Origin of the sequence: Bacteroides uniformis, from assembly GCF_025147485.1 — a bacterium.
GTDB classification, from domain to species: domain Bacteria; phylum Bacteroidota; class Bacteroidia; order Bacteroidales; family Bacteroidaceae; genus Bacteroides; species Bacteroides uniformis.
This window is the reverse complement of record NZ_CP102263.1, coordinates 3,327,678-3,348,669: the sequence shown is the minus strand read 5'-3', so window position 1 is coordinate 3,348,669 and position 20,992 is coordinate 3,327,678. Positions and strand designations below refer to the sequence as shown.

General features: G+C 50.5%; 14 protein-coding genes and 2 riboswitches. Of the genes, 13 read left to right on the top strand and 1 reads right to left on the bottom strand.

Annotated elements, in window-relative coordinates:
• Window positions 1–7: 7 nt before the first annotated feature.
• A complete protein-coding gene (gene accC / locus NQ510_RS13355) occupies window positions 8–1,519 on the bottom strand; it encodes an acetyl-CoA carboxylase biotin carboxylase subunit (RefSeq protein WP_005829359.1) in 1,512 nt (503 codons plus the stop codon).
• 135 nt (window positions 1,520–1,654) lie between these two features.
• A riboswitch (cobalamin riboswitch) is annotated at window positions 1,655–1,859 on the bottom strand.
• Window positions 1,860–1,901: 42 nt separating this feature from the next.
• Window positions 1,902–2,109: riboswitch (cobalamin riboswitch) on the top strand.
• A 122-nt stretch (window positions 2,110–2,231) separates the two neighbouring features.
• Between accC and NQ510_RS13350 the strand changes: the two genes are divergently transcribed.
• The 13 genes from NQ510_RS13350 (at window position 2,232) to NQ510_RS13290 (ending at window position 20,987) form a co-directional block, all read left to right on the top strand.
• Window positions 2,232–4,592: a TonB-dependent receptor gene (locus NQ510_RS13350; RefSeq protein WP_005829363.1), complete on the top strand. Its 2,361-nt coding sequence runs from the start codon at window positions 2,232–2,234 to the stop codon at window positions 4,590–4,592.
• Window positions 4,593–4,613: 21 nt separating this feature from the next.
• Window positions 4,614–5,918 carry a hypothetical protein gene (locus NQ510_RS13345; RefSeq protein WP_005829365.1) on the top strand — a complete coding sequence of 435 codons (1,305 nt, stop codon included), beginning with the start codon at window positions 4,614–4,616 and terminating at the stop codon, window positions 5,916–5,918.
• A gap of 17 nt (window positions 5,919–5,935) precedes the next feature.
• Window positions 5,936–6,883: a sirohydrochlorin cobaltochelatase gene (locus NQ510_RS13340; protein ID WP_005829367.1), complete on the top strand. Its 948-nt coding sequence runs from the start codon at window positions 5,936–5,938 to the stop codon at window positions 6,881–6,883.
• Window positions 6,884–6,952: 69 nt separating this feature from the next.
• Window positions 6,953–8,467, top strand: coding sequence for a PepSY domain-containing protein (locus NQ510_RS13335; protein ID WP_005829369.1), 1,515 nt, complete (start codon window positions 6,953–6,955; stop codon window positions 8,465–8,467).
• Between the two features lie 15 nt (window positions 8,468–8,482).
• Window positions 8,483–12,397, top strand: a complete 3,915-nt coding sequence (locus tag NQ510_RS13330) for a cobaltochelatase subunit CobN (protein ID WP_005829370.1) — start codon at window positions 8,483–8,485, stop codon at window positions 12,395–12,397.
• Between the two features lie 12 nt (window positions 12,398–12,409).
• Window positions 12,410–12,967 carry a hypothetical protein gene (locus NQ510_RS13325; RefSeq protein ID WP_005829371.1) on the top strand — a complete coding sequence of 186 codons (558 nt, stop codon included), beginning with the start codon at window positions 12,410–12,412 and terminating at the stop codon, window positions 12,965–12,967.
• A 33-nt stretch (window positions 12,968–13,000) separates the two neighbouring features.
• Entirely contained in the window at window positions 13,001–13,606 is a 606-nt protein-coding gene (locus NQ510_RS13320) for a MotA/TolQ/ExbB proton channel family protein (RefSeq protein ID WP_005829373.1), read from the top strand.
• A gap of 21 nt (window positions 13,607–13,627) precedes the next feature.
• A complete protein-coding gene (locus NQ510_RS13315) occupies window positions 13,628–13,960 on the top strand; it encodes a DUF2149 domain-containing protein (RefSeq protein WP_005829376.1) in 333 nt (110 codons plus the stop codon).
• 115 nt (window positions 13,961–14,075) lie between these two features.
• Window positions 14,076–16,145 carry a TonB-dependent receptor plug domain-containing protein gene (locus NQ510_RS13310; RefSeq protein WP_034525790.1) on the top strand — a complete coding sequence of 690 codons (2,070 nt, stop codon included), beginning with the start codon at window positions 14,076–14,078 and terminating at the stop codon, window positions 16,143–16,145.
• A gap of 34 nt (window positions 16,146–16,179) precedes the next feature.
• Window positions 16,180–17,004: a sirohydrochlorin cobaltochelatase gene (locus tag NQ510_RS13305; protein ID WP_005829379.1), complete on the top strand. Its 825-nt coding sequence runs from the start codon at window positions 16,180–16,182 to the stop codon at window positions 17,002–17,004.
• 209 nt (window positions 17,005–17,213) lie between these two features.
• Entirely contained in the window at window positions 17,214–18,113 is a 900-nt protein-coding gene (locus NQ510_RS13300; protein ID WP_005829381.1) for a helix-turn-helix domain-containing protein, read from the top strand.
• Window positions 18,114–18,212: 99 nt separating this feature from the next.
• Window positions 18,213–19,622: a precorrin-3B C(17)-methyltransferase gene (gene cobJ / locus NQ510_RS13295; protein ID WP_034525814.1), complete on the top strand. Its 1,410-nt coding sequence runs from the start codon at window positions 18,213–18,215 to the stop codon at window positions 19,620–19,622.
• Window positions 19,623–19,721: 99 nt separating this feature from the next.
• Entirely contained in the window at window positions 19,722–20,987 is a 1,266-nt protein-coding gene (locus NQ510_RS13290; RefSeq protein ID WP_008663405.1) for a bifunctional cobalt-precorrin-7 (C(5))-methyltransferase/cobalt-precorrin-6B (C(15))-methyltransferase, read from the top strand.
• The last annotated feature ends 5 nt before the right edge of the window (window positions 20,988–20,992 follow it).

Below are 20,992 nucleotides of genomic sequence, written 5' to 3'. Positions count from 1 at the left end.
CCATTCCTTAAATCCTGAGCACTCCCTTCTGCAAGCCAAATTCCCTCCAACGGCTGATGGGGCGGGCATCGGGTAGCTGTGCCGAAACATTCTCCTCCAGATTAACCAGATAGTCCATATAGGCAGCTATCATGGCTATGTTCTCCAACTCTTCGTTGGCAGTGTTGGTGCGTACCAGCATGCGGGCGTTCTTCTCGATAAAGAGGGTGTTGTACTCTCCCTTCACAAAGTCGGGCACGTGCATGATGCGCTTCAGATAGGCAAGGTTGGTCTTTACGCCCGTAATTTTGTACTCGTAGAGCACACGGCGCATACGCTCGATGGCATACTGGCGGGTGGTTGCCCATACGATGAGCTTACCTATCATAGGGTCGTAGTAGATGGGAATCTCATAGCCGTCGTACACATAGCTGTCTATACGCACACCGATTCCGTTCGGCTCCGTCAGTTGCTTGATGACACCGGGAGACGGCATGAAGTTGTTTTCCGTATCTTCGGCACAGATGCGGCACTCTATAGCATGGCCGCGCTGGAACAGTTCCTCCTGCTTGAGGTGCAGCACCTCGTCGTTAGCAATGCGGATTTGCTCTTTCACCAGGTCCACGCCTACCACTTCTTCCGTGATGGGGTGCTCTACTTGCAAGCGCGTATTCATTTCGAGGAAGTAGAACCGACGGTTCTTGTCTACCAGAAACTCGATGGTACCTGCACCGGAGTAGTTTACTGCCTTGGCTGCGGCAACCGCCTTCTCTCCCATCTCCCGGCGCAATTCCGGCGTAAGGAAGGGTGACGGGCTTTCTTCTACCACCTTCTGATTGCGACGCTGCACGGAGCATTCGCGGTCGAAGAGGTGGATGACGTTGCCGTGGTTGTCGCCCAATATCTGGAACTCGATGTGGTGGGGTTCTTCCACGAACTTTTCCAGATAGACCGTGTCGTCTCCAAAGGAGGACATGGACTCGGAGCGTGCCGTGTTGTAGGCTTCCACCACTTCGCTCTCGTTATGGATAAGGCGCATACCTTTACCACCGCCACCCATAGACGCCTTCAGCATCACGGGATAACCTATCTCGTTGCAGATGCGCACGGCTTCTTCGGCACTCTGCAAAGGTTGTTCCGTTCCGGGAACCACGGGTACGCCTGCCGCAATCATTCGCTTGCGGGCAGCTATCTTGTCGCCCATCGCCTCCATCGTCTCGGCGGCGGGACCGATAAAGATAATCCCTTCCTCCTTGCAACGGCGTGCAAACTCCGAGTTCTCCGACAAAAAGCCGTAACCCGGATGGATGGCATCGGCACCGCATCGCTTTGCCGTGGCAATCACTTTTTCAATATTCAGATAACTCTCTTTTGCCACGGCCGGTCCTATCGGATAAGCCTCATCGGCATATGCCACATGATGAGAGGTGCGGTCGGCCTCGGAGAAGACCGCAACCGTAAGCAGTCCCATCTCCCGGCACGAACGCATGACGCGCAAGGCAATCTCACCTCTGTTGGCAATCAATACTTTCTTAATCATTTTACTTTTTCTTTAATATATAAAGGATATATATAGTCACACCACAATGCGGACATACCTTTAACAAAGGCATTCCATTTCTTGTTTAAATGTTCAACTAATATCTTCGTACTGTCTTCCTAACCCACGAGCAAAGGCAGCCTTTAATGAATGGCAGGTCTTCTGACTGACTCCTAATCCTGAAGCCTTCCCGATATTTCAATGCATATCAGTGGCAAGGGTGTTTTTCATGATATAAACGGAGCTTCACAGCAGCGGGACTGTCCGGGATTTACACCCGATTCCCTTTTAATCCAGATGATGGAAACATGCATCCGGAACCAATTCGCGGGCAAAGATAACAAAAATTATCAGGAGTATTCGCAAACCTAATAGTTTTTGTTATCTTTGTCCCAGTTTTGGTTTCACCTCTCCCGGTTCTGTTGGAGATGAGTGATGAAAAAGGGAATCAGGTGCAAATCCTGAACAGACCCGCTGCTGTAAGTCCTTCCAAAATCTTTGAATATTCTACAAGCCACTGTCCGCCCGGCGGATGGGAAGGCATTCAAAGAGGGATAAGTCAGAAGACCTGCCAAGACAACATAGTTTTAGTGCTTTCGGGGAATAAAGCAACAAAACATTGAGTCGAGGCATTCTTTATCCATATAAAGGAATCTTTCTCTTTGTTCATTTTTCCTTGAGGGCAAGTTACGAACGCTTATAAGGAACTGAAATGAGATTCATCACAGGACTGCTATTTACATTTATCTGCCTACTGCCTGCAGGTAGTATGGCACAGAATAAGGTCACCTTATCCGGAAAAGTCATAGACCAGCACGGGACACCGATAGCCCAAGCCACCATCGCTGTGGAAAACACCACCTCCGGCACCTATACGGACGACCGGGGGAAGTATTCACTGCAAGTCGCTCCGGGCAAACACACCTTCGTCGTCTCCTTCCTGGGCTACCAAACCGTGAAACAATCCCTCGACATCCGGCAGGATAAAAAACAGAATTTCACATTGCAGGAAAGCGCCGTGGCATTGAATTCTGTCGAAGTATACGGAAAGACCCAAACGCAGAAAGTGAAGGAAGGGGCCTTTGCTGTCAATGCACTCGACATCAAGCCGATAGTAAACTCACTAAATAACCTCAACGACCTGGTGAACCGTACAACGGGCATCAAGGTGAGAGAGGAAGGCGGGGTTGGCTCGGACTTCGACCTCTCCATCAACGGCTTGTCCGGAAATTCAATCCGCTACTTTCTGGACGGAATGCCACTGGACACCAAAGGAAGCGGTGTTTCCCTCGCCAACTTACCCATTAACATCATAGACCGGATTGAGATATACAAAGGAGTAGTCCCTGCCAGCTTGGGAACAGATGCACTGGGCGGTGCCATCAATATCATTACAAAGCAGGAGAAGAAGAATTATCTGGATGTATCTTACGGCATCGGCTCCTTCCATACACACAAGACGGACCTGAACACCCAGTTCGTAGAAAAGGGAACCGGACTAATAGTCCGGCCAACCGTTGGCATCAACTACTCCAAAAACGATTATAGAATGAAGAATGTGCAGATGCGCGACGAAAGCGGAGACAATTTCATATATGGCAATCCCAAGCGTTTTCATGACGGCTACTTCTCGCTACTGGCACAGGTGGAAGCCGGATTTGTCAACAAATCCTGGGCTGATGCCTTCTTTGTTTCCGCCTCCTATTCAAAAACAGACAAGGAACTGCAGACGGGGTCTGTCCAAAACAAAGTATACGGAATGGCAGAAAGGAATTCCGATTCCTGGAACATCTCTGCCCGCTATCAGAAGTACAACTTCATCCTGAAGAACATGCAACTGAATGCCTCCCTCTCCCACACCTGGGACCATTCCTTGACCGTGGACACTGCCTATCGGAAGTACTATTGGGATGGAGGATACATCGTGAGCCAGCGCAACGAGATTATGGGCAAAGAACCATCCATGCGCCACTACAAGCGTCCGCTCACCATTATGCGCACCAACCTGGACTATCAGCTGAATACCCATCACAGCTTTAATCTGAACTACCATTTGAGCCGTACCGGAAACGACCGCTTCGATGACCTTGATACCAGCTTCGAGCCGTCAAAAGATGTGGTTACCAAACATATCCTGGGACTCTCCTACAACCAGTCTCTGTTGGATGGCAAGATGGAAAACGTATTCTTCATAAAAGACTACATCAACCATCCCAATATCCGGCAGACCGACCAATCCAGCGTGACCGGCTCGAAGGATGTGCAAGGTTCCACCACCAAGAACTACTTGGGCTACGGTGCTGGACTTCGATACACCATCGTAGAACCTTTATCCATCAAAGTATCCTACGAACATAGTGTGAGACTACCCATCGCCCGCGAGCTGTTGGGAAACGGTACCACCATCTATGCCAACGTGGCACTGAAACCGGAAAACAGCAACAACTTCAATGCCTCTCTGTTCGGCACATGGCACCCGGGCAATGGACATACATTCTATTATGAGATGAGCGGATTTTTCCGTAAGGTAGACAACTACATTCAGACCAGCATTGCCGAGAAAGAGGGTACAATGCAATATACCAACGTCCCGGCTGTCCATGTAAAAGGTGCGGAAGGGGAAATGCGCTACGACTGGCAAGGCAGACTGCAACTCGCCACAAACGTCAGCTACCAGGACACTCGCGACCAGCAGAAGTACAAGGGTGACGGAAAGCCCTCTGCCACCTATAACAACCGTGTGCCCAACCGCCCGTGGCTATTCGGTAGCGTAGAGGCTTATTATACCTTCCGCAACATTGCCCTGCCCGAAAGCAGATTGCGCCTGGGTTGTACCTATCAATGGGTACACTGGTACTTCCTGACCTGGGAAGCTTACGGCGCATATGATAACAAGGCACGCATTCCCGCCCAGCACATCTGTAATGCCGACATCACTTACTCATGGAGACGCGGACGCTATAATCTGGCTTTGGAGTGTACCAACTTCCTCGACAAGACAGCCTATGACAACTACAAGCTGCAGAAGCCCGGACGTGCTTTTTTTGCTAAATTCAGACTATTCATTAACTAATCATTTAATAATTCATTCAAAATGAGAAAATTCAAATTTACACTGATTGCCTTTATGGCTGCCATGATGGCACTGTCATTCACAGCGTGTTCCGATGATGACCCGGAACCTAATCCTAATCCCGACCCGGAAGTCAATGAGGATAACTATCACTTCGACCTATTTGTCACCGTAGACAAACACGGTGGGATGAGTAGCAAGAATACCACTATTGTCCATAGCGTCAACTCATTGGCCACAGAGCAGGGTGTCATCACTGTGAAAAGAGAAGGTTCGGAACTGGGAGATTATTCCATGGAGACTATCTCAAAAGGAAAATATTACTACCAAATACCCGCAACCAACGACCGTTTCGTAAAATATCAAATCAAGAACAATGCAGTTCAGGTTATTGCAGAACGTCCTTTCAAGGCCAACAGCTATAAGGTACGTTCCTACACACATGCCTGGATTGATGACAACACACTCGTCATCATGTCTACCAATGGTAAGAAGGACAAGATTCTTTATACGAAACTGAACGCAGAGGACTTGACTATCCTTGCTGAAGGTGAACTCAACATACCAGCCCCCACCAACTGGCTCAAACTGACAAGCTCCGGTATCCTCACCTACCGCAAATCAGACAACAGATTGTACTACTTCTACTATTGGAAAGAGACAGACGGTTTGACGAATATAGACCAGCAAGAGCCTAACTTCCATACAGCCATTATCAACCCCTCTACCATGGAAGTAGAAAAAGATGTACTCTCTCCCATCGAATGCGAAATGGCAGGAAGCGCTTACGGAGAACTGATGCAAAACTGCGTAATGTACGACGAAGCAGACAATCTCTACCTAGCTTGTTTCCACGAAGAAGATAACGCTTTTTTCAAAGGCATCCTGCTACGTATCAACAAAGGCGAAACAGAATTCGACGCTTCCTACAACGGCTATCCCAATGCCGACGGCAAATTGCTGACCATTCAATATCTGGAAGGGAACAAAGCCTTAGTGTATGCACGTAATGACAATGCCGATAGACCCGCTGCAGATAAGCAACCCGGCATCGACGCTTACTCTCACTACTACGCCATCCTCGATCTTACCACCGGAACCAAGACACGCTTAAGCTATGATGGCAAGGAAATCGGTTACAGCGGCGGTCGCTTCTCACAGCGTTCTGTCATCTTCAACAACAAAGCATACATTGGTGTAAACACTGAAGAAGATGCCAACGCCGTTATCTACATCTATGACATCAAGACCGGTAATGTAGAGAAAGGAGCCGAAGTGGACGGACGCTTCTACTTCGATATGATACGTGTCATAGAGAACGATTAAAACAAGCATCAGTATTTATGAAGAATTTGTTTGTCTTTTTATTCCTTTGTAATTTCCTCCTCCTCTGCCATGCGCACGGGGGAGGCAACTACGAGCACAGCGATATGCTTGCAAGTATGAAACCCGGCGACAAAGCCGCCCTGCTCATGGTGCACTTCGGCACTACGCACGACGATACCCGCGCCCTCACCATTGATGCCATCAACGCCAAGGCACAAGCCGCCTTCCCGGAGTTGAAGTTCCAAGAAGCCTATACGTCGCGCATCATCATCCGCCGCTTGAAAGAGCGCGGCATCACGAAGCTGACTCCACTGGATGCCATGCTGAAACTGCGCAGCGAAGGTTACACACACCTCATCGTACAGAGTACCAACATCATTGACGGAGTAGAAATGGAATCCCTCCGCCGGGATGTGGAAAACGCACTACCCTTCTTCAAGGAAATACGTGTAGGTACTCCCCTGCTCTACTCTATCGAAGATGCAGAGAAAGTGGCAAGTATTCTGGGGAACCGCTACAACGCCCCGGCACAAAGCAAGAAAGCTACCAAAGAACACTTCGTCCTTGTGGGCCACGGCACCTATACCCCCAGTACCGCCATCTACAGTCAGATGGACTATATGCTGAAAGCAGGCGGACTGACCAATTTCCATGTGGGCACCATCGAAGGTTATCCAACCTTTGACACCATGCTGGCACAACTGAAAGCCGGGAAAGCCAAACGTGTGACCCTCATACCCTTCATGTTTGTTGCCGGAGACCATGCCAAAAACGACATTGCCGGAGAGTGGAAGGAGATGCTCGAGAAAGAAGGCTTCACCGTCAGTGCACAACTGGAAGGACTGGGACAAATTCCGGAAATTCAAGAAATATTCATTGACCATATCCGTTTCGGACTGAAGCACCGCATGCTGGACATCATGACGAAGAAGGCGGCCTATGCTGCCGGAAAAGACACAGAATAATATACCCATTAGTGGGTATTTAGTGTTCTTGAATCATCTTGTACTTTTGCAGGAAAAACGCGAACGACAATGAATGTTATCACCAAACTGATGTACTCTATTCATAGGATACTGGGCACTTTGCTCTGTATCCTATTTCTCATGTGGTTCCTCTCCGCCTTCGTGATGATGTACCACCGCTTTCCCCGTGTCAGCGCCAAAGAGAAAATGCAAAAGCTGGATATGCTCTCCCAAACCGGAGACTCACTTCCGGACATCTCCTCCGTCACAGCCCGCCTGCCCCGTGGCGTAAAGGTCAGGTCTACGATACTGAACCTCAATGCCGGACACCCCGAGTTCAGCTTTAGTACCACAAAAGGCACGCTTCATTTCCTTGCCGATTCCACCATCTCACGACCCTCTCTGGACAGTGAACACCTGCACCGGACAGCAGCTTTGTGGTGTTCTTCTTCCATTACCCGTATCGACACCCTCCACTCTCTGGACCAATGGATTCCCTTCGCTGAACTGAAAAAGGAAATGCCCATTTATAAAATATACTTTGCCGACGATGCTGGGACACAGCTCTATCTGAGTTCACAAAACGGTGAGGCCTTGCAGTTCTCCAACAGAAGCGAACGCTTCTGGGCATGGCTGGGTGCCATTCCCCACTGGGTATACTTCACCTGGCTGCGGCAGGACACCGTCCTTTGGACTAAGACCGTCATCTGGCTCACAGCTCTGGGTTGTCTCATGGTCATTGCCGGCATTTGGGTAACTGTGGATGTATGGCGTAAGACGCACCGAAGCCGCCATCCCAAGTTCTCCCCCTACCGAAAAAGATGGTATCACTGGCACTACGTCAGCGGAATCTTTTTCGGCATCTTCGTACTGACCTTCACCTTCAGCGGCATGATGTCTCTGGCAGACATTCCCGAATGGATTCATAAACCGGCACTGAAGAAAGGCAGCGCCACACGCACGCTCCATGCCCGTGCCCCACAACCGGAGGATTACCCCTTGGACTACCGCCGTGTCATAGCTGCCTATCCCCAAGCTTTGCAGATAGAGTGGCGCAACTTCCGCGAACATCCCTACTACATCGTAAAAGATAGAAAAAACGAGTATTACATCGATGCCGCCGACAGCCTGCCGCGTCCGTTACAACTCTCCGAAGAAGAAATCCTGAAAGGCGTGGAAAGCATTTATACCTCCCAGCGTGATTCTTCACAACATATCCCCGGCATACGTATCTCCCGGCTCGAACATTTCGAGACCTACTATCGCGACATGAGCAATATGTATCGCGGACGACCCCAGCTTCCCGTCTGGAAGATAACGGTGGACGACCCGGACCGGAGCGTCTATTACATTCACCCGGAAACGGGAATCATCCGCCATGTAGACACCTCCTCCCGCTGGAAATACTGGAGCTATACAGCCCTGCACCGCATGCGTCTGCCCGGTCTGAACTCCAATGCCACCCTGCGCAAGACTGTGCTTTGGGTATTGCTGCTTGGAGGTACAGCCGTTTGCATCACGGGTGTGGCGTTAAGTGTGAATTATATAAGAAGAAAATGTTGTAAAAGACAAAAACGCTATTAACGAGAATAAACTTGTATGAATAAGAAAAGACTTGGAATATTCCTCGGCAGCATAGCCCTATTGATTGTCTGCAGCTTTGCGGCCTATCAGTACTGGCTTGCTCCTACACGTATACTTATTATCAACGCAACCCTGGCACAAGCTGCCGACATTGCCCTGAACAATGACTGCGCCCGGATAGAAGTCACCTGCATAAAAAAAGAAGAGGTGAAGGACCTTTCCGGCTATGATGCCATCGCGATGTACAGCAGAGGGCTATACCTTGACGACGGCCAGATTGCCGAAGTGGAACGGGTGGGTGCCAGCGGAGTACCAGTCTTTACGAATACGTTACGAAATTTCACCCTCTCCCTCAATCACAATGTTACCAATGAACAACAGCATACGCTACGGGAGTATCTCAAGAACGGCAACAAGCACAACTACCGGAATGCCTTACTCTACCTGCGCCACATCGCCACTCCCCACCGGTGGGGACACCAGGATTACGAGCCTCCCATCCCATTGCTGGAGAACATGTTCTACCACCGCGAATACGGCCGCTACTTCAGTACTCCGCAAGAGGTGACCGCCTATCTGAAAGAAAAAAATCTCTACCATGAGGACGGACGCAACCTTGCCCTGATTTCCGGACTCAACTTTCCGATGGAAGGAAACCGTGCCCACGTAGATTCCCTCATCACGTGCTTGACACAAGCAGGCTTCAATGTCTATCCTTTCACAGCCGGAGGTCAACCGCGTGCCGATATGATACGTACCCTCCATCCCGATGCAGTAGTCTACCTGCCTATGGGACGGCTGGGCAATGACTCACTCATCAACTGGCTGCACCAGGAAAACATTCCTTTATTCATGCCCTTCCCGCTGATTCAGCCCCACGAGGAATGGCTGGACCCGGATACCCCCGTCAGCGGTGGCACACTGACCGCCCGTGTAGTGGTGCCTGAGATAGATGGAGGCATGCTACCCCTCTGCATCGCTACCCAAAACGAAAACAAACACGGATACTATCTGTACACCGCTGAAAATGAACGGATAGATGCCGTAGTGGACCATATTACCAAGTACATGTCCTTGAGAGACATGTCCAACAAAGAAAAGCGCGTTGCTATCTGTTACTTCAAGACTCCGGGAAAAGACGCCCTGCTGGCAAGCGGTATGGAAGTGATTCCTTCACTCTATAACTTCTTGAAACGCCTGCGTTCGGAAGGGTACGACGTCAGTGGACTGCCTGCTACTGTAGAGGAGTTCGGCAAGCGGATACATCGTGACGGTGCCGTCATGGGTTCGTATGCCAAAGGAGCACAAGAACAGTTTTTGAAAACGGCACACCCGATATGGCTTTCTACCGAGCAATACGAACAATGGGCACACGAAGTACTCCTTCCCGAGAAATATCAGGAAGTAACAGACAGATATGGAGATGCGCCCGGCAATCTGCTGGTAACAGAGGACAGTATTGCCATTGCCTGCTTGCAATTCGGCAATATCCTACTCTTCCCCCAGCCCCGCCCGGCATTGGGAGATGATGAGTTCAAACTGGTGCATGGAATGCCGGTAGCGCCGCCCCACAGCTACCTGGCTCCTTATCTGTATATGCAAAAAGGATTCAAGGCAGATGCAGTGATTCACTTCGGCACCCACGGCAACTTGGAATACACGCCCGGAAAGAATGTGGCACAGTCGCAGGCCGACTGGTCGGATGTACTGATTGGTAACCTCCCCCACTTCTATTTCTATACCACCGGAAACGTAGGCGAGGGTATCATTGCCAAACGCCGGACACATGCCGTACTGGTCACCCATCTCACTCCGCCCTACGTGGAGAGCGGTATGCGCCAACGCTATTCGGCCTTGCTCGAAGATATTCACAAAGTGCTGGACGAAGGTACCGAAAAACACCGAACCCTAGGAATAAGTATCAAAAAAGAAGCCATGCGTCTGGGACTGCATCGCGACCTCAACCTCGACTCCATCTCCAGTGACCCCTACACAACCAAGGAGTTGGAACGTCTGGATGCCTTCACCGAAGAGATAGCCAACGAAAAGATACTGGGTGCGTACTACACCATGAACGAGCCTTATTCTGACCGCGACCTGCTGACTACCACTCTCGCCGTCGCTGCCGACCCGCTGGCATACGAAACGGCCCGCAAGGACCGCGATAAAGGCAAAATCACCACAGAGCAGTTGCAAGACTTCACCTATATAGCCCACCACTACTTGCCTGCCGCCAGGAAAAGGCTGACCGCCTTACTCCAGAATCCACCCAAGGATACTGCATCTGTAGCACCGGAGCTTCGCCCCGCCCTACTCTATCGCGAACAGTTGCTTGCCTCCCCCGTCAACGAACAGAATGCCATGGTGCGTGCACTCAGCGGAGGAACCGTATTCCCTGCGCCGGGAGGTGACCCCGTACTGAACCCGAACGTTCTGCCCACCGGACGCAACATGTACAGCATCAACGCCGAGAATACTCCCAACCCAAGGGCTTGGGAAGATGGAAAGCGATTGGCAGAAGCGACTTTAAAACAGTACATCAGCAAGCACGGCGAATATCCCCGGAAAGTAAGCTATACCTTCTGGGCAGGCGAATTCATCAATACGGAAGGAGCTACGCTGGCCCAGGTATTCTGGATGCTGGGAGTAGAACCCGTACGCGACGCCCAAGGCAGAGTGGTTGACCTGAAACTGGTGCCCAGTGAAGAACTGGGGCGTCCGCGCATCAATGTGCTGGTACAAGTGTCCGGACAGCTACGCGACATAGCCGGTTCCCGCTTGAAGTTACTGACCGATGCTATACGTCTGACATCGGAAGCCGGAGATGAGACCTATCCCAACTATGTGGCATCGGGTACACTGTTGCAGGAAAAATTACTGGTAGAAAAGGGAACTTCCCCCAAACGTGCCCGTGAAATGTCTGTGATGCGTGTATTCGGACCGGTCAACAGCGGATACAGTACCGGTATGATGGCCTATACCGAGCACAGCGGCTCGTGGGAAAGCGAAAAGGAGATAGCCGAAGGATACCTCAACAATATGGGTGCCTCTTATGGGGACGACGAAAATTGGGGAGACGTCCAGGAAGGTTTGTTTGCCTCGGCACTGTCCGAAACGGATGTTGTCATCCAGCCCCGTCAAAGTAACACATGGGGCCCCATCTCCCTGGATCATGTATACGAATTTACGGGTGGACTCTCGCTCACCGTCAAAACCGTGACCAGCAAGGAACCGGATGCCTATATGGCAGACTACCGCAACCGGACCAACCGCCGCATGCAGGATGCCAAAGAGGCCATTGCCGTAGAGACACGTTCCACCATCTTGAACCCTACCTTTATACAAGAGCGGATGAAAGGCGGGGAAGGTTCGGCGCAGATGTTCGGCGAAATCTTCCGCAACATCTTCGGCTGGCACGTCATGCGTCCGTCGGCCATGGACAAAGAACTGTTCAATGACTTGTATAGAATGTATATAAAGGATGAGAATAAGCTGGGCATTCACGAGTACTTCCTCCGCGTCAATCCCGCCGCATTCCAGGCTATGACAGCCGTCATGCTGGAAAGCGCCCGCAAAGGTTACTGGAAAGCATCTGATGAGCAACTGAAAACCACTGCTTCCCTGCATGCACAAATCACACGCGAAAAAGGTGCCGCTTGTACCGAATTCGTTTGCGACAATGACAAGCTACAGTCGTTCGTTGCCGACCAGTTGGATAATAGCGAGAAGCAGACCTATACCCAGAACATGAAGGAGGTACACGAAGCATCCGCAACCGATGGCAAGGATGTCGTACTGAAAGAACACAAACTGACTTCCGAACAAACGGTACGTAAGAACAGGGTGAACGGAGTGGTTGCAGGCAGTCTTGTCGTCATCACCTTCATCGGACTGGTCGTACTGTTGAAGAAAAGAAAAAAGAATAAATAGAAACAGAGTATTATGGAATACGTCATTCATCTGTTAGCCCTATTCATCGCCCTCAATTTTCTATTAAAGGTGGGGTTCTATCCACGCTGGGGAATGTGGACGGTTGCCGCAGGCTGTGCCTTTTTTGCGTGGCTGGTGACTCCATGGATGACGGAACAGTCCAAGACCGTGGTGGCAGCTTTCTTTGCCTCCCGTCCACAGATGTTGAACTTGTCGGTATGTGTCACTCTGGAAGCCGCCATAATGATAACTTTCTGTTTCGACTGTTTCGCAAAAATGCGTACCCGCAACACGGCCTTCAAACAAGCGGTCACCCTCTTCCTGAAGTTATACCCCGGCATACTGATAGGCGGAGTAATATGCTATGTCCTGGCACTGCTGCTTTTCACTTTTCCCGGAATAGATTTCGGCAGTCTCTCATGGATAGCAGCCGGTGTTACTTTCTTTGCAGTCGGTGCCGGTAGCCATTTGCTGCGATATGCTATCGGTGACAAGCCGCTGCGCTTGGAAGTACTGTTCATTGTTAATATTTTCATTGTTATATTGAGCATCATTGCTACGGGCTATTGAAATAAATTAAAGAATTAAAAACTAAAAAGATATATGGAAACAATCTCAAACACACTGTTCTGGATTTCAAACGGGCTGCTGGTTCCCGTCGTAGTCCTGCTGCTGCTATTCTTTCTACGTGCCATTATCCTTGCGGGAGGTTTCTTCGGCGAGTTCTACCAGCGGATGAAATTACAGAAGCAATTCACTGAAACACTGGAGAACATCACCCCAGAGAATATAGACGGACTGCTGCAGCAACTCCCATCGGCAGGCAACTCCCCTCTCCTCCGCAACTTGTCCAAATTGTCCGCACACCGGGACGACGCTGCCTACTGCGAACACCTGCTTGCCAACTATGAAATGGAAGCCGAGAAGGAGTTGGGACGTTCGCGTACATTCATCAAACTGGGTCCCATGTTGGGACTGATGGGTACCCTCATCCCGATGGGTCCCGCACTGGTGGGGCTGGCACAAGGAGACATCTCCTCCATGGCCTACAATATGCAGGTGGCTTTTGCCACTACAGTGGTAGGGCTGGTCATTGCTGCTGTCGGCGTCATTACCCTGCAAGTGAAACAACGCTGGTATGCCCGCGAAATGAACGACTTGGAATATCTGTACAAAGTGATAAGCCGCCAAACGGCCGAAAAGGAATAACGGACTAACGATACGAAAACTATGAAGAGTAAGAGAAACAGATTACTGCACAGCGATTCGGACTCCGACCCCATGGGTACGGTAGCCAATCTTTTTGACGTAGCGATGGTCTTTGCCGTAGCCTTGATGGTGGCTCTCGTCTCCCGCTTCAATATGACGGAGATGTTTTCTAAAGAAGACTTCACCATGGTGAAGAATCCCGGAAAGGAAAATATGGAAATCATTACCAAAGAAGGGCAGGAAATCAAGAAATACACTCCCAGCGAAGACCAAAAGACCTCCGGTAAAAGAGGAAAGAAAGTGGGAGTTGCCTATCAGCTTGAAAATGGAGAGATTATCTATGTGCCGGAATAAGGGAATACAGTACCTATTAATAGCTATTTGGCCATCGCAGTATAACAACTATTAAGTATTTCACCCTCCGATAATGGTATGTACATTTGCAGCGTTATATAAAATAAAACAATATATGATAAAGAAAAGACTTCTCACAGCTCTCCTTATGGGAGGAATCATCGCCACCGGTGCCTATGCACAAGCAGAAAAAGGTGACAGCGACGATATGACCAAGAAAACTCACGAGTTGAACCCGGTGGTAGTAACGGGTACAGGTACACATCAGCGACTGAAGAATACCCCGTCTCCCGTATCGGTTATCACTGCCAACGAGATAAAGCGTGCCGGTATCACCGACTTCCAGCAGGCCTTGACCATGATGGTACCCTCGCTCTCCTTCCGTCCGAACGCGATGGGGTCCTATCTGATGATGAACGGACTCTCCAACAAACACGTACTGATATTGGTGAACGGACGCAAGGTCACGGGAGACATCACCGGTAACATCGACCTCAACCAAATAGATATGACCCGCGTCAAGCGCATCGAGGTGCTGAACGGAGCCGCTTCTTCCCTTTATGGTTCGGATGCCATCGGCGGTGTAATCAATATCATTACCAACGAACCTAAAGATGTGGTAGCCTTCAGCAGCAATAGCAGCTATACGAGAAAGAATCAATTCTCCCAAGGCTTGAATCTGGACATCGCCCAAGGAAAAATAGGGTCCTATACTTCCTATAAATACGACCACTCCGACGGTTGGCAAAACAGCCATCTGACAGAAGATGGAGAAGACATCATCGAAACGATTGCCCCGCTCTCCCTGGGCTACAGCTCGAATAACTTTTCGCAGAAGTTTACCTATGATGCTACGGACCAGCTTTCCTTCTATGCCAACGGCGGATACTATAACCGCGGACTCGAACGTCCGGTAGAACGCGAAGACATCACCGGCGGAAGCAAGTACAACACTACCTACGAAGGTTACAACTGGGGGGCAGGCGCCAAATACAAACTGAGTAAACGCAACGTTATCCAGTTCGACTATTCAGGAAACAATTACGCATCACGCTACAAATACCTGATAGAAAACAGCGGATACCTGCCCGGACAGTATGCGCTTACCAAGCTTCAGAAATTCCATGATGCCGAGTTGAAAGGTATCTTCGGTTTTACAACCAACAGCACTACGGTGTTCGGTGTAGACTATCGCCGTGAAGTGCTCCGCCGTCCCGACTCCGATTTGGACAAAAGTGTCTATACGACATCAGCCTACGGCCAGCATGAAGTGAAGCTATGGAACCATCTGACCGGTGTTGTGGGTGTACGCTACGACCATCACGAACAGACGGGCGGACGCTTCACCCCCAAAGTGGCAGCCATGTACAACATAGGCAACTTCAATGTACGTGCCACCTATGCTGCCGGATTCCGCGCTCCGGGAATTGACGAGCTCTACTACCACATGTTCAAGAAGACAATGGGTACACGAGCCACCATCTCATTGGGTGACGAGAACCTCGACCCCGAACGCAGCAACTATTACTCCATCAACATGGAATACCGCACCAACCGTTTCAGTGCTTCCGTCACCGGTTACCTGAACTATGTAAAGAACATGGTAACTTCCAAATCCACTAAATTCGATGACCTACCGGAAGCAGAGCAGAACCAGTTGCGTGAAGAGTTCCCCGAAATCGGTGACCTTTCATCCACGAAAAACCTAAGTGTCAAGAACTACTTCAATTTCGAGAAAGCTACCGTCAAAGGCTTTGAAGTGAACTTGAACGGCAATCTATTCCCGGGCTTCACCCTGACCGGAAACTATACCTACGCCTATGGACGCGGTCTGAACGAAGGAGGCGAATGGCAAAACATCGAGCGCAGCATACGCCATACAGCCACCATCACCGGAAACTATACACACAGCTGGAGCGACTATACCTTGAACCTCAACCTGAACGGTCGTCTGCAAAGCAAAGTCTATTATCCGGGTGACGCGGACGGCAATGCTCCGGGTTACGGCATCTGGAACCTCAATACCCGCCATACCTTCGACGGCTTCCGCAACTTTGTCATCGAACCGGGCATCGGCATAGACAATATCTTCAACAAGAAAGACAACCGCCCGCTGAACAAGAACTTCGCCTTGTATTCTCCGGGACGTTCGGTAGTAATCAGCCTGGCACTCAGACTAAAATAATCTCTCCATAACGCATTTAGAAACAACAACAATTATGAAACATTTTTTCATCACTCTCTATTTACTCGGCATCAGCCTCTTCTCCTCCGCACAACAAGAGGAGAAGGCGGCTCTGCTCATCACCCATTATGGCAGTTCGGACCCTCAGACACGTGCCTTGACGCTCGACGTCGTGACCCGTGAGGCACAAGAAGCCTTTCCGCAGTTTACAGTGCGCGAAGCATACATCTCGCCGATTGTACGAAAAAGACTTGCCAAGGAGGGTGTGTACAAAGACAGCCCTACGGATGCACTGCTGAAACTTCGCGCCGAAGGCTACCGGACCATCTACGTCCAGAGCACCACCTTGATAGAAGGCAGTGAGATGACCTCCGTCCGCAGGGATGCAGACAAGCTCCGTCCCTTCTTCAAGGAGATAAAAGTGGGAAATCCCCTGCTCTACTCCGTCGAAGACTGCGAGAAGGTAATCGGTATACTGACCGCCGAACAGCTGCGAAAGAAAGAAGACATTGTCTATGTGGGGCACGGCAACCAGCTACCCAGCACGGCTACTTACGCCATGCTCGACTTCATGATGAAAGCCCATGGACTGAAGAACTTCCACGTCAGCACCATTGAAGGATACCCCACCCTGGACGCAACCCTGCTGCAACTGAAAGAGACACGCCCCAAGAGCGTGACATTGGTTCCGTTGCTGTTGGTATGCGGCAACCATACCAAGGAAGATATTGCCGGCGTGTGGAAGACGGAACTTGAAAAGCAAGGCTATCAAGTGAATGTACGCATGCAGGGACTGGGCGAAAACAAAGCCATCCGCCAGCTCTATATGGAACACATCAAAGCCATGCTAAAAGATTGATAACCAGCAAGCGTAAAAGGGCTACACCTTTTACATACCAAGGCTACACCCTTTGCTCCGGATGGCTACACCATCCCGGACAAAGGGTGTAGCTCTTTTCAATGTACACAGATTACGGACATTTGTAACCATATTACGGATTCCTCCTCCTGCGATATGGTACTTTCCGGATTATTCTCTACATTTGTACAAAACTAACAGGAACGTTTATGGAAGAAGTAATCAAGCTCAATGCAGTAGACCAATACAACAAGATGTTCGGTCTCGAAACCCTGCACCCGCTGGTCAGCGTAGTCGACTTGTCCGAAGCCACCGGATACCCCAGACATTTCACGTTGAACTATGGCGTATACGCCCTTTTCCTCAAAAATACCAAATGCGGAGATATACGCTATGGAAAACAGTTTTACGATTACCAGGAAGGCACGGTAACCAGCTTCGCCCCGGGCCAGGTGACCGAGGTCAACATGCTGGAAGGTATGCAGCCCAGCGCCTCCGGCCTGCTGTTCCACCCCGACTTGATAAAAGGCACCTCGCTGGGACAGGGAATAAAGCAGTATTCCTTCTTTTCCTATTCCTCTACCGAGGCACTGCATTTGTCCGAAGACGAGAAAGAAATCTTCCTCGACTGTCTGAAGAAGATTAAGATGGAAATCCAACGCCCCATCGACAAGCACAGCAAGGGTCTGATTGCACGCAACATCGAACTGCTGCTGGACTACTGCATGCGTTTCTACGAACGCCAGTTCATCACCCGCTCGGCAGCCAACAAAGACATCCTGATGAAATTTGAAGCACTGATAGACGACTATTTCCAGAGCGACAAACCGCAGACCGAAGGACTGCCTTCCGTGAAATACTTCGCAGACAAAGTGTTCCTCTCTTCTAACTATTTCGGAGATTTGGTGAAGAAGGAAACCGGAAAGACGGCGCAAGAATATATCCAGAACAAAATCATCGACCTGGCCAAAGAAATGATTATAGGAAGCGGGAAGACAGTCAGCCAGATTGCCTATGAGCTGGGATACCAGTATTCGCAGCACTTCAACCGAGTATTCAAGAAAAACGTAGGCTATACTCCGAGCGAATACCGGCACTTGCAGGTTTAGACAATAAAGTTTCACCACAGATTACGCGGATTAGCACAGAGTTTTTTCGGTTTCGTCAAATATAAGTTCTATCTTTGTATGCCAATAGAACATATGGATATGAAACACCCCAAAATAATTGTTGCCGGCATCGGACCGGGCAATGAATCGGATATAACTCCCGCCGTAATTTCCGCTTTGCAAGAATCAGATGTAGTGGTGGGATATAAGTATTATTTCCAATTTGTAATCCCTTATCTCCACCCCTCAACAACATGCATAGATACCGGCATGAAGCGTGAGCGCGCCCGTGCCGAGCAGGCTTTCGAGCTGGCAGAGCAGGGAAAGACGGTCTGCGTCATCAGTTCCGGGGATGCGGGCATCTATGGTATGACGCCGCTTGTCTACGAGATGAAGCGGGAAAGGAACAGCAACGTGGAAATCGTTTCGCTGCCGGGCATCAGCGCTTTCCAAAAGGCAGCCTCACTGCTGGGAGCTCCCGTGGGACATGACTTCTGCGTCATCTCCCTTTCAGACCTGATGACTCCCTGGGAGCGTATTGAAAGGCGTATCATCGCAGCCGCTGCCGCCGACTTCGTGACGGCAGTCTACAACCCCAAAAGTGAAGGACGCTACTGGCAGCTTTACCGCTTGAAAGAACTCTTTCTGCAGGAAGGACGCTCACCGGAAACGCCCGTGGGATATGTGCGCCAGGCAGGACGCCCGGAACAAGCGGTACACATCACCACGCTGGGAGATTTCAATCCCGAAGAGGTGGATATGTTTACAGTCGTATTGATAGGCAACTCACAGTCCTACGAATGGAACGGAGCCTTCATCACTCCGCGCGGCTATTACCGGGACACGAATACCGAAGCCACGGGCATCGGGCAAGACATCATGATTCGTAGTTTCCGTACCATCGAAAAGGAACTGAAGAACAAGCATATTCCCCTCGACCATAAATGGGCTTTACTCCATGCCATACATACCACCGCCGATTTTGAAATGGAGCATCTGCTGCATACGGACGAAGGTGCCGTGGCTTCCTTGTATCAAGCCATCGAGAAAGGCGGAATCAAGACGATTGTCACAGACGTCACGATGGCAGCCAGCGGTATCCGCAAAGGAGCTTTGCAGCGGCTGGGCATAGAGGTGAAATGTTACCTCGGCGACCCGCGCACAGCGACGATGGCTGCAGAGAAAGGCATCACCCGTACCCAGGCAGGCATCCGCCTGGCTGTGGAGGAGCATCCCGATGCTTTCTTTGTATTCGGCAATGCACCTACGGCACTTATGGAACTCTGCGACCTGATACGTAAGGGCAAGGCACATCCGGCGGGCATTGTTGCTGCACCGGTAGGCTTCGTGCATGTGCAGGAGTCCAAACACATGGTGAAACCCTTTACGGAAATACCCAAGATTATCGTAGAAGGACGTAAGGGAGGCAGTAACTTAGCTGCCACGCTGGTGAACTCCGTGCTGTGCTACAACGATGCGGAGCAGTTGCGCCCGGGCAGGGATGTGTAAGTGAAAAGAGACATTCCATAACATTACTTGTTACGACCGATAACATTACTTGTTATGCCCCCTTACATTACTTGATATTTTCATAAGATTACTCATTGAATGAAACACAGATTTATAATCATAGGAATGGATGACAACCGTTCCCCCTTCTTTCCACCGGAAGCACTGGCACAGATACGGAAGGGGAAGGTCTTCTCCGGTGGCATACGGCATAAGGAGATTGTCGGTCCTCTGCTGCCTGCCGGGGCCGAATGGATTTCCATCACCGTACCGCTGGAGCGTGTCTTTTCCCGTTATGAAGAAATATTTACCCGCTTCGAAGAGACGGCTACGGACGACTCCATCATTGTATTCGCGTCCGGCGACCCGTTATTCTTCGGTTTTGCCAATACCATAAAGCGTAAGCTTCCCGAGGCAGACATTCTGCTCTATCCCGCTTTCAATTCCTTGCAGACATTGGCACACCGCCTCGTCATGCCGTATGACGACATACGCACCGTCTCCCTGACAGGACGCCCCTGGCAGGAGTTCGACCGTGCCCTCATAGAGCGTGCCCCCAAAATAGGCATCCTCACCGACCGCGAACATACCCCGGCCACCATTGCCGCCCGCATGCTGGAATACGGGTACTCCCACTACACACTATACATCGGCGAGCATCTCGGCAATCCCGAAAAGGAACGCATACGCCGGATGACACCCCAGGAAGCGGTTTCCGGTGACTTCGAACATCCCAACTGCCTGCTGCTGGACAGCCATCCCGGACAATGCCGCACAAACTCCCTGCACGGTAGCGAAGCCCCAGACTTTCCAGTCCGTCCCTTCGGCATCCCCGATGAAGAGTTTGCACATCTTGACGGACGCGCCCGCATGATAACCAAGGCTCCCATCCGCCTGCTCACCCTGCAGGCATTGGAACTGAACCGCCGCCGCGTCTTCTGGGACATCGGTTTCTGTACCGGTTCCGTCTCCATCGAAGCCCGCCTGCAATTTCCTCATCTCGCCGTCATCTCCTTCGAGATACGCCCCGAAGGAAAAGAGCTGATGGACACCAACTCCCGCCGCTTCGGCGCGCCGGGCATTACGGCGATAACCGGAGATTTCCTGCACACCGACCTCACTCCCTTTGCCCGCCCCGATGCCGTCTTCATCGGTGGACACGGCGGACATCTGGAGGAAATGATAGAGAAAGTGAAACAAGTGCTGCACCCCGAAGGCTGCATCGTCTTCAACTCCGTATCGGCAGAAAGCAAGGAGGCGTTCTGCCGAGGAATCGAGCGGAACGGAATGGTGCTCCACCCTTCCACCCATATCGCCTTGAACGAATATAACCCCATTGAAATTATGAAAGCCACGCTTTCTTAAACATA

Coding starts and splice junctions, on each gene's coding strand:
- NQ510_RS13325 (WP_005829371.1), top strand. CDS start 12,410: ATGGAATACGTCATTCATCTGTTAGCCCTATTCATCGCCCTCAATTTT.
- NQ510_RS13345 (WP_005829365.1), top strand. CDS start 4,614: ATGAGAAAATTCAAATTTACACTGATTGCCTTTATGGCTGCCATGATG.
- NQ510_RS13340 (WP_005829367.1), top strand. CDS start 5,936: ATGAAGAATTTGTTTGTCTTTTTATTCCTTTGTAATTTCCTCCTCCTC.
- NQ510_RS13335 (WP_005829369.1), top strand. CDS start 6,953: ATGAATGTTATCACCAAACTGATGTACTCTATTCATAGGATACTGGGC.
- cobJ (WP_034525814.1), top strand. CDS start 18,213: ATGAAACACCCCAAAATAATTGTTGCCGGCATCGGACCGGGCAATGAA.
- NQ510_RS13350 (WP_005829363.1), top strand. CDS start 2,232: ATGAGATTCATCACAGGACTGCTATTTACATTTATCTGCCTACTGCCT.
- NQ510_RS13320 (WP_005829373.1), top strand. CDS start 13,001: ATGGAAACAATCTCAAACACACTGTTCTGGATTTCAAACGGGCTGCTG.
- NQ510_RS13290 (WP_008663405.1), top strand. CDS start 19,722: ATGAAACACAGATTTATAATCATAGGAATGGATGACAACCGTTCCCCC.
- NQ510_RS13300 (WP_005829381.1), top strand. CDS start 17,214: ATGGAAGAAGTAATCAAGCTCAATGCAGTAGACCAATACAACAAGATG.
- NQ510_RS13330 (WP_005829370.1), top strand. CDS start 8,483: ATGAATAAGAAAAGACTTGGAATATTCCTCGGCAGCATAGCCCTATTG.
- NQ510_RS13305 (WP_005829379.1), top strand. CDS start 16,180: ATGAAACATTTTTTCATCACTCTCTATTTACTCGGCATCAGCCTCTTC.
- NQ510_RS13315 (WP_005829376.1), top strand. CDS start 13,628: ATGAAGAGTAAGAGAAACAGATTACTGCACAGCGATTCGGACTCCGAC.
- accC (WP_005829359.1), bottom strand. CDS start 1,519: ATGATTAAGAAAGTATTGATTGCCAACAGAGGTGAGATTGCCTTGCGC.
- NQ510_RS13310 (WP_034525790.1), top strand. CDS start 14,076: ATGATAAAGAAAAGACTTCTCACAGCTCTCCTTATGGGAGGAATCATC.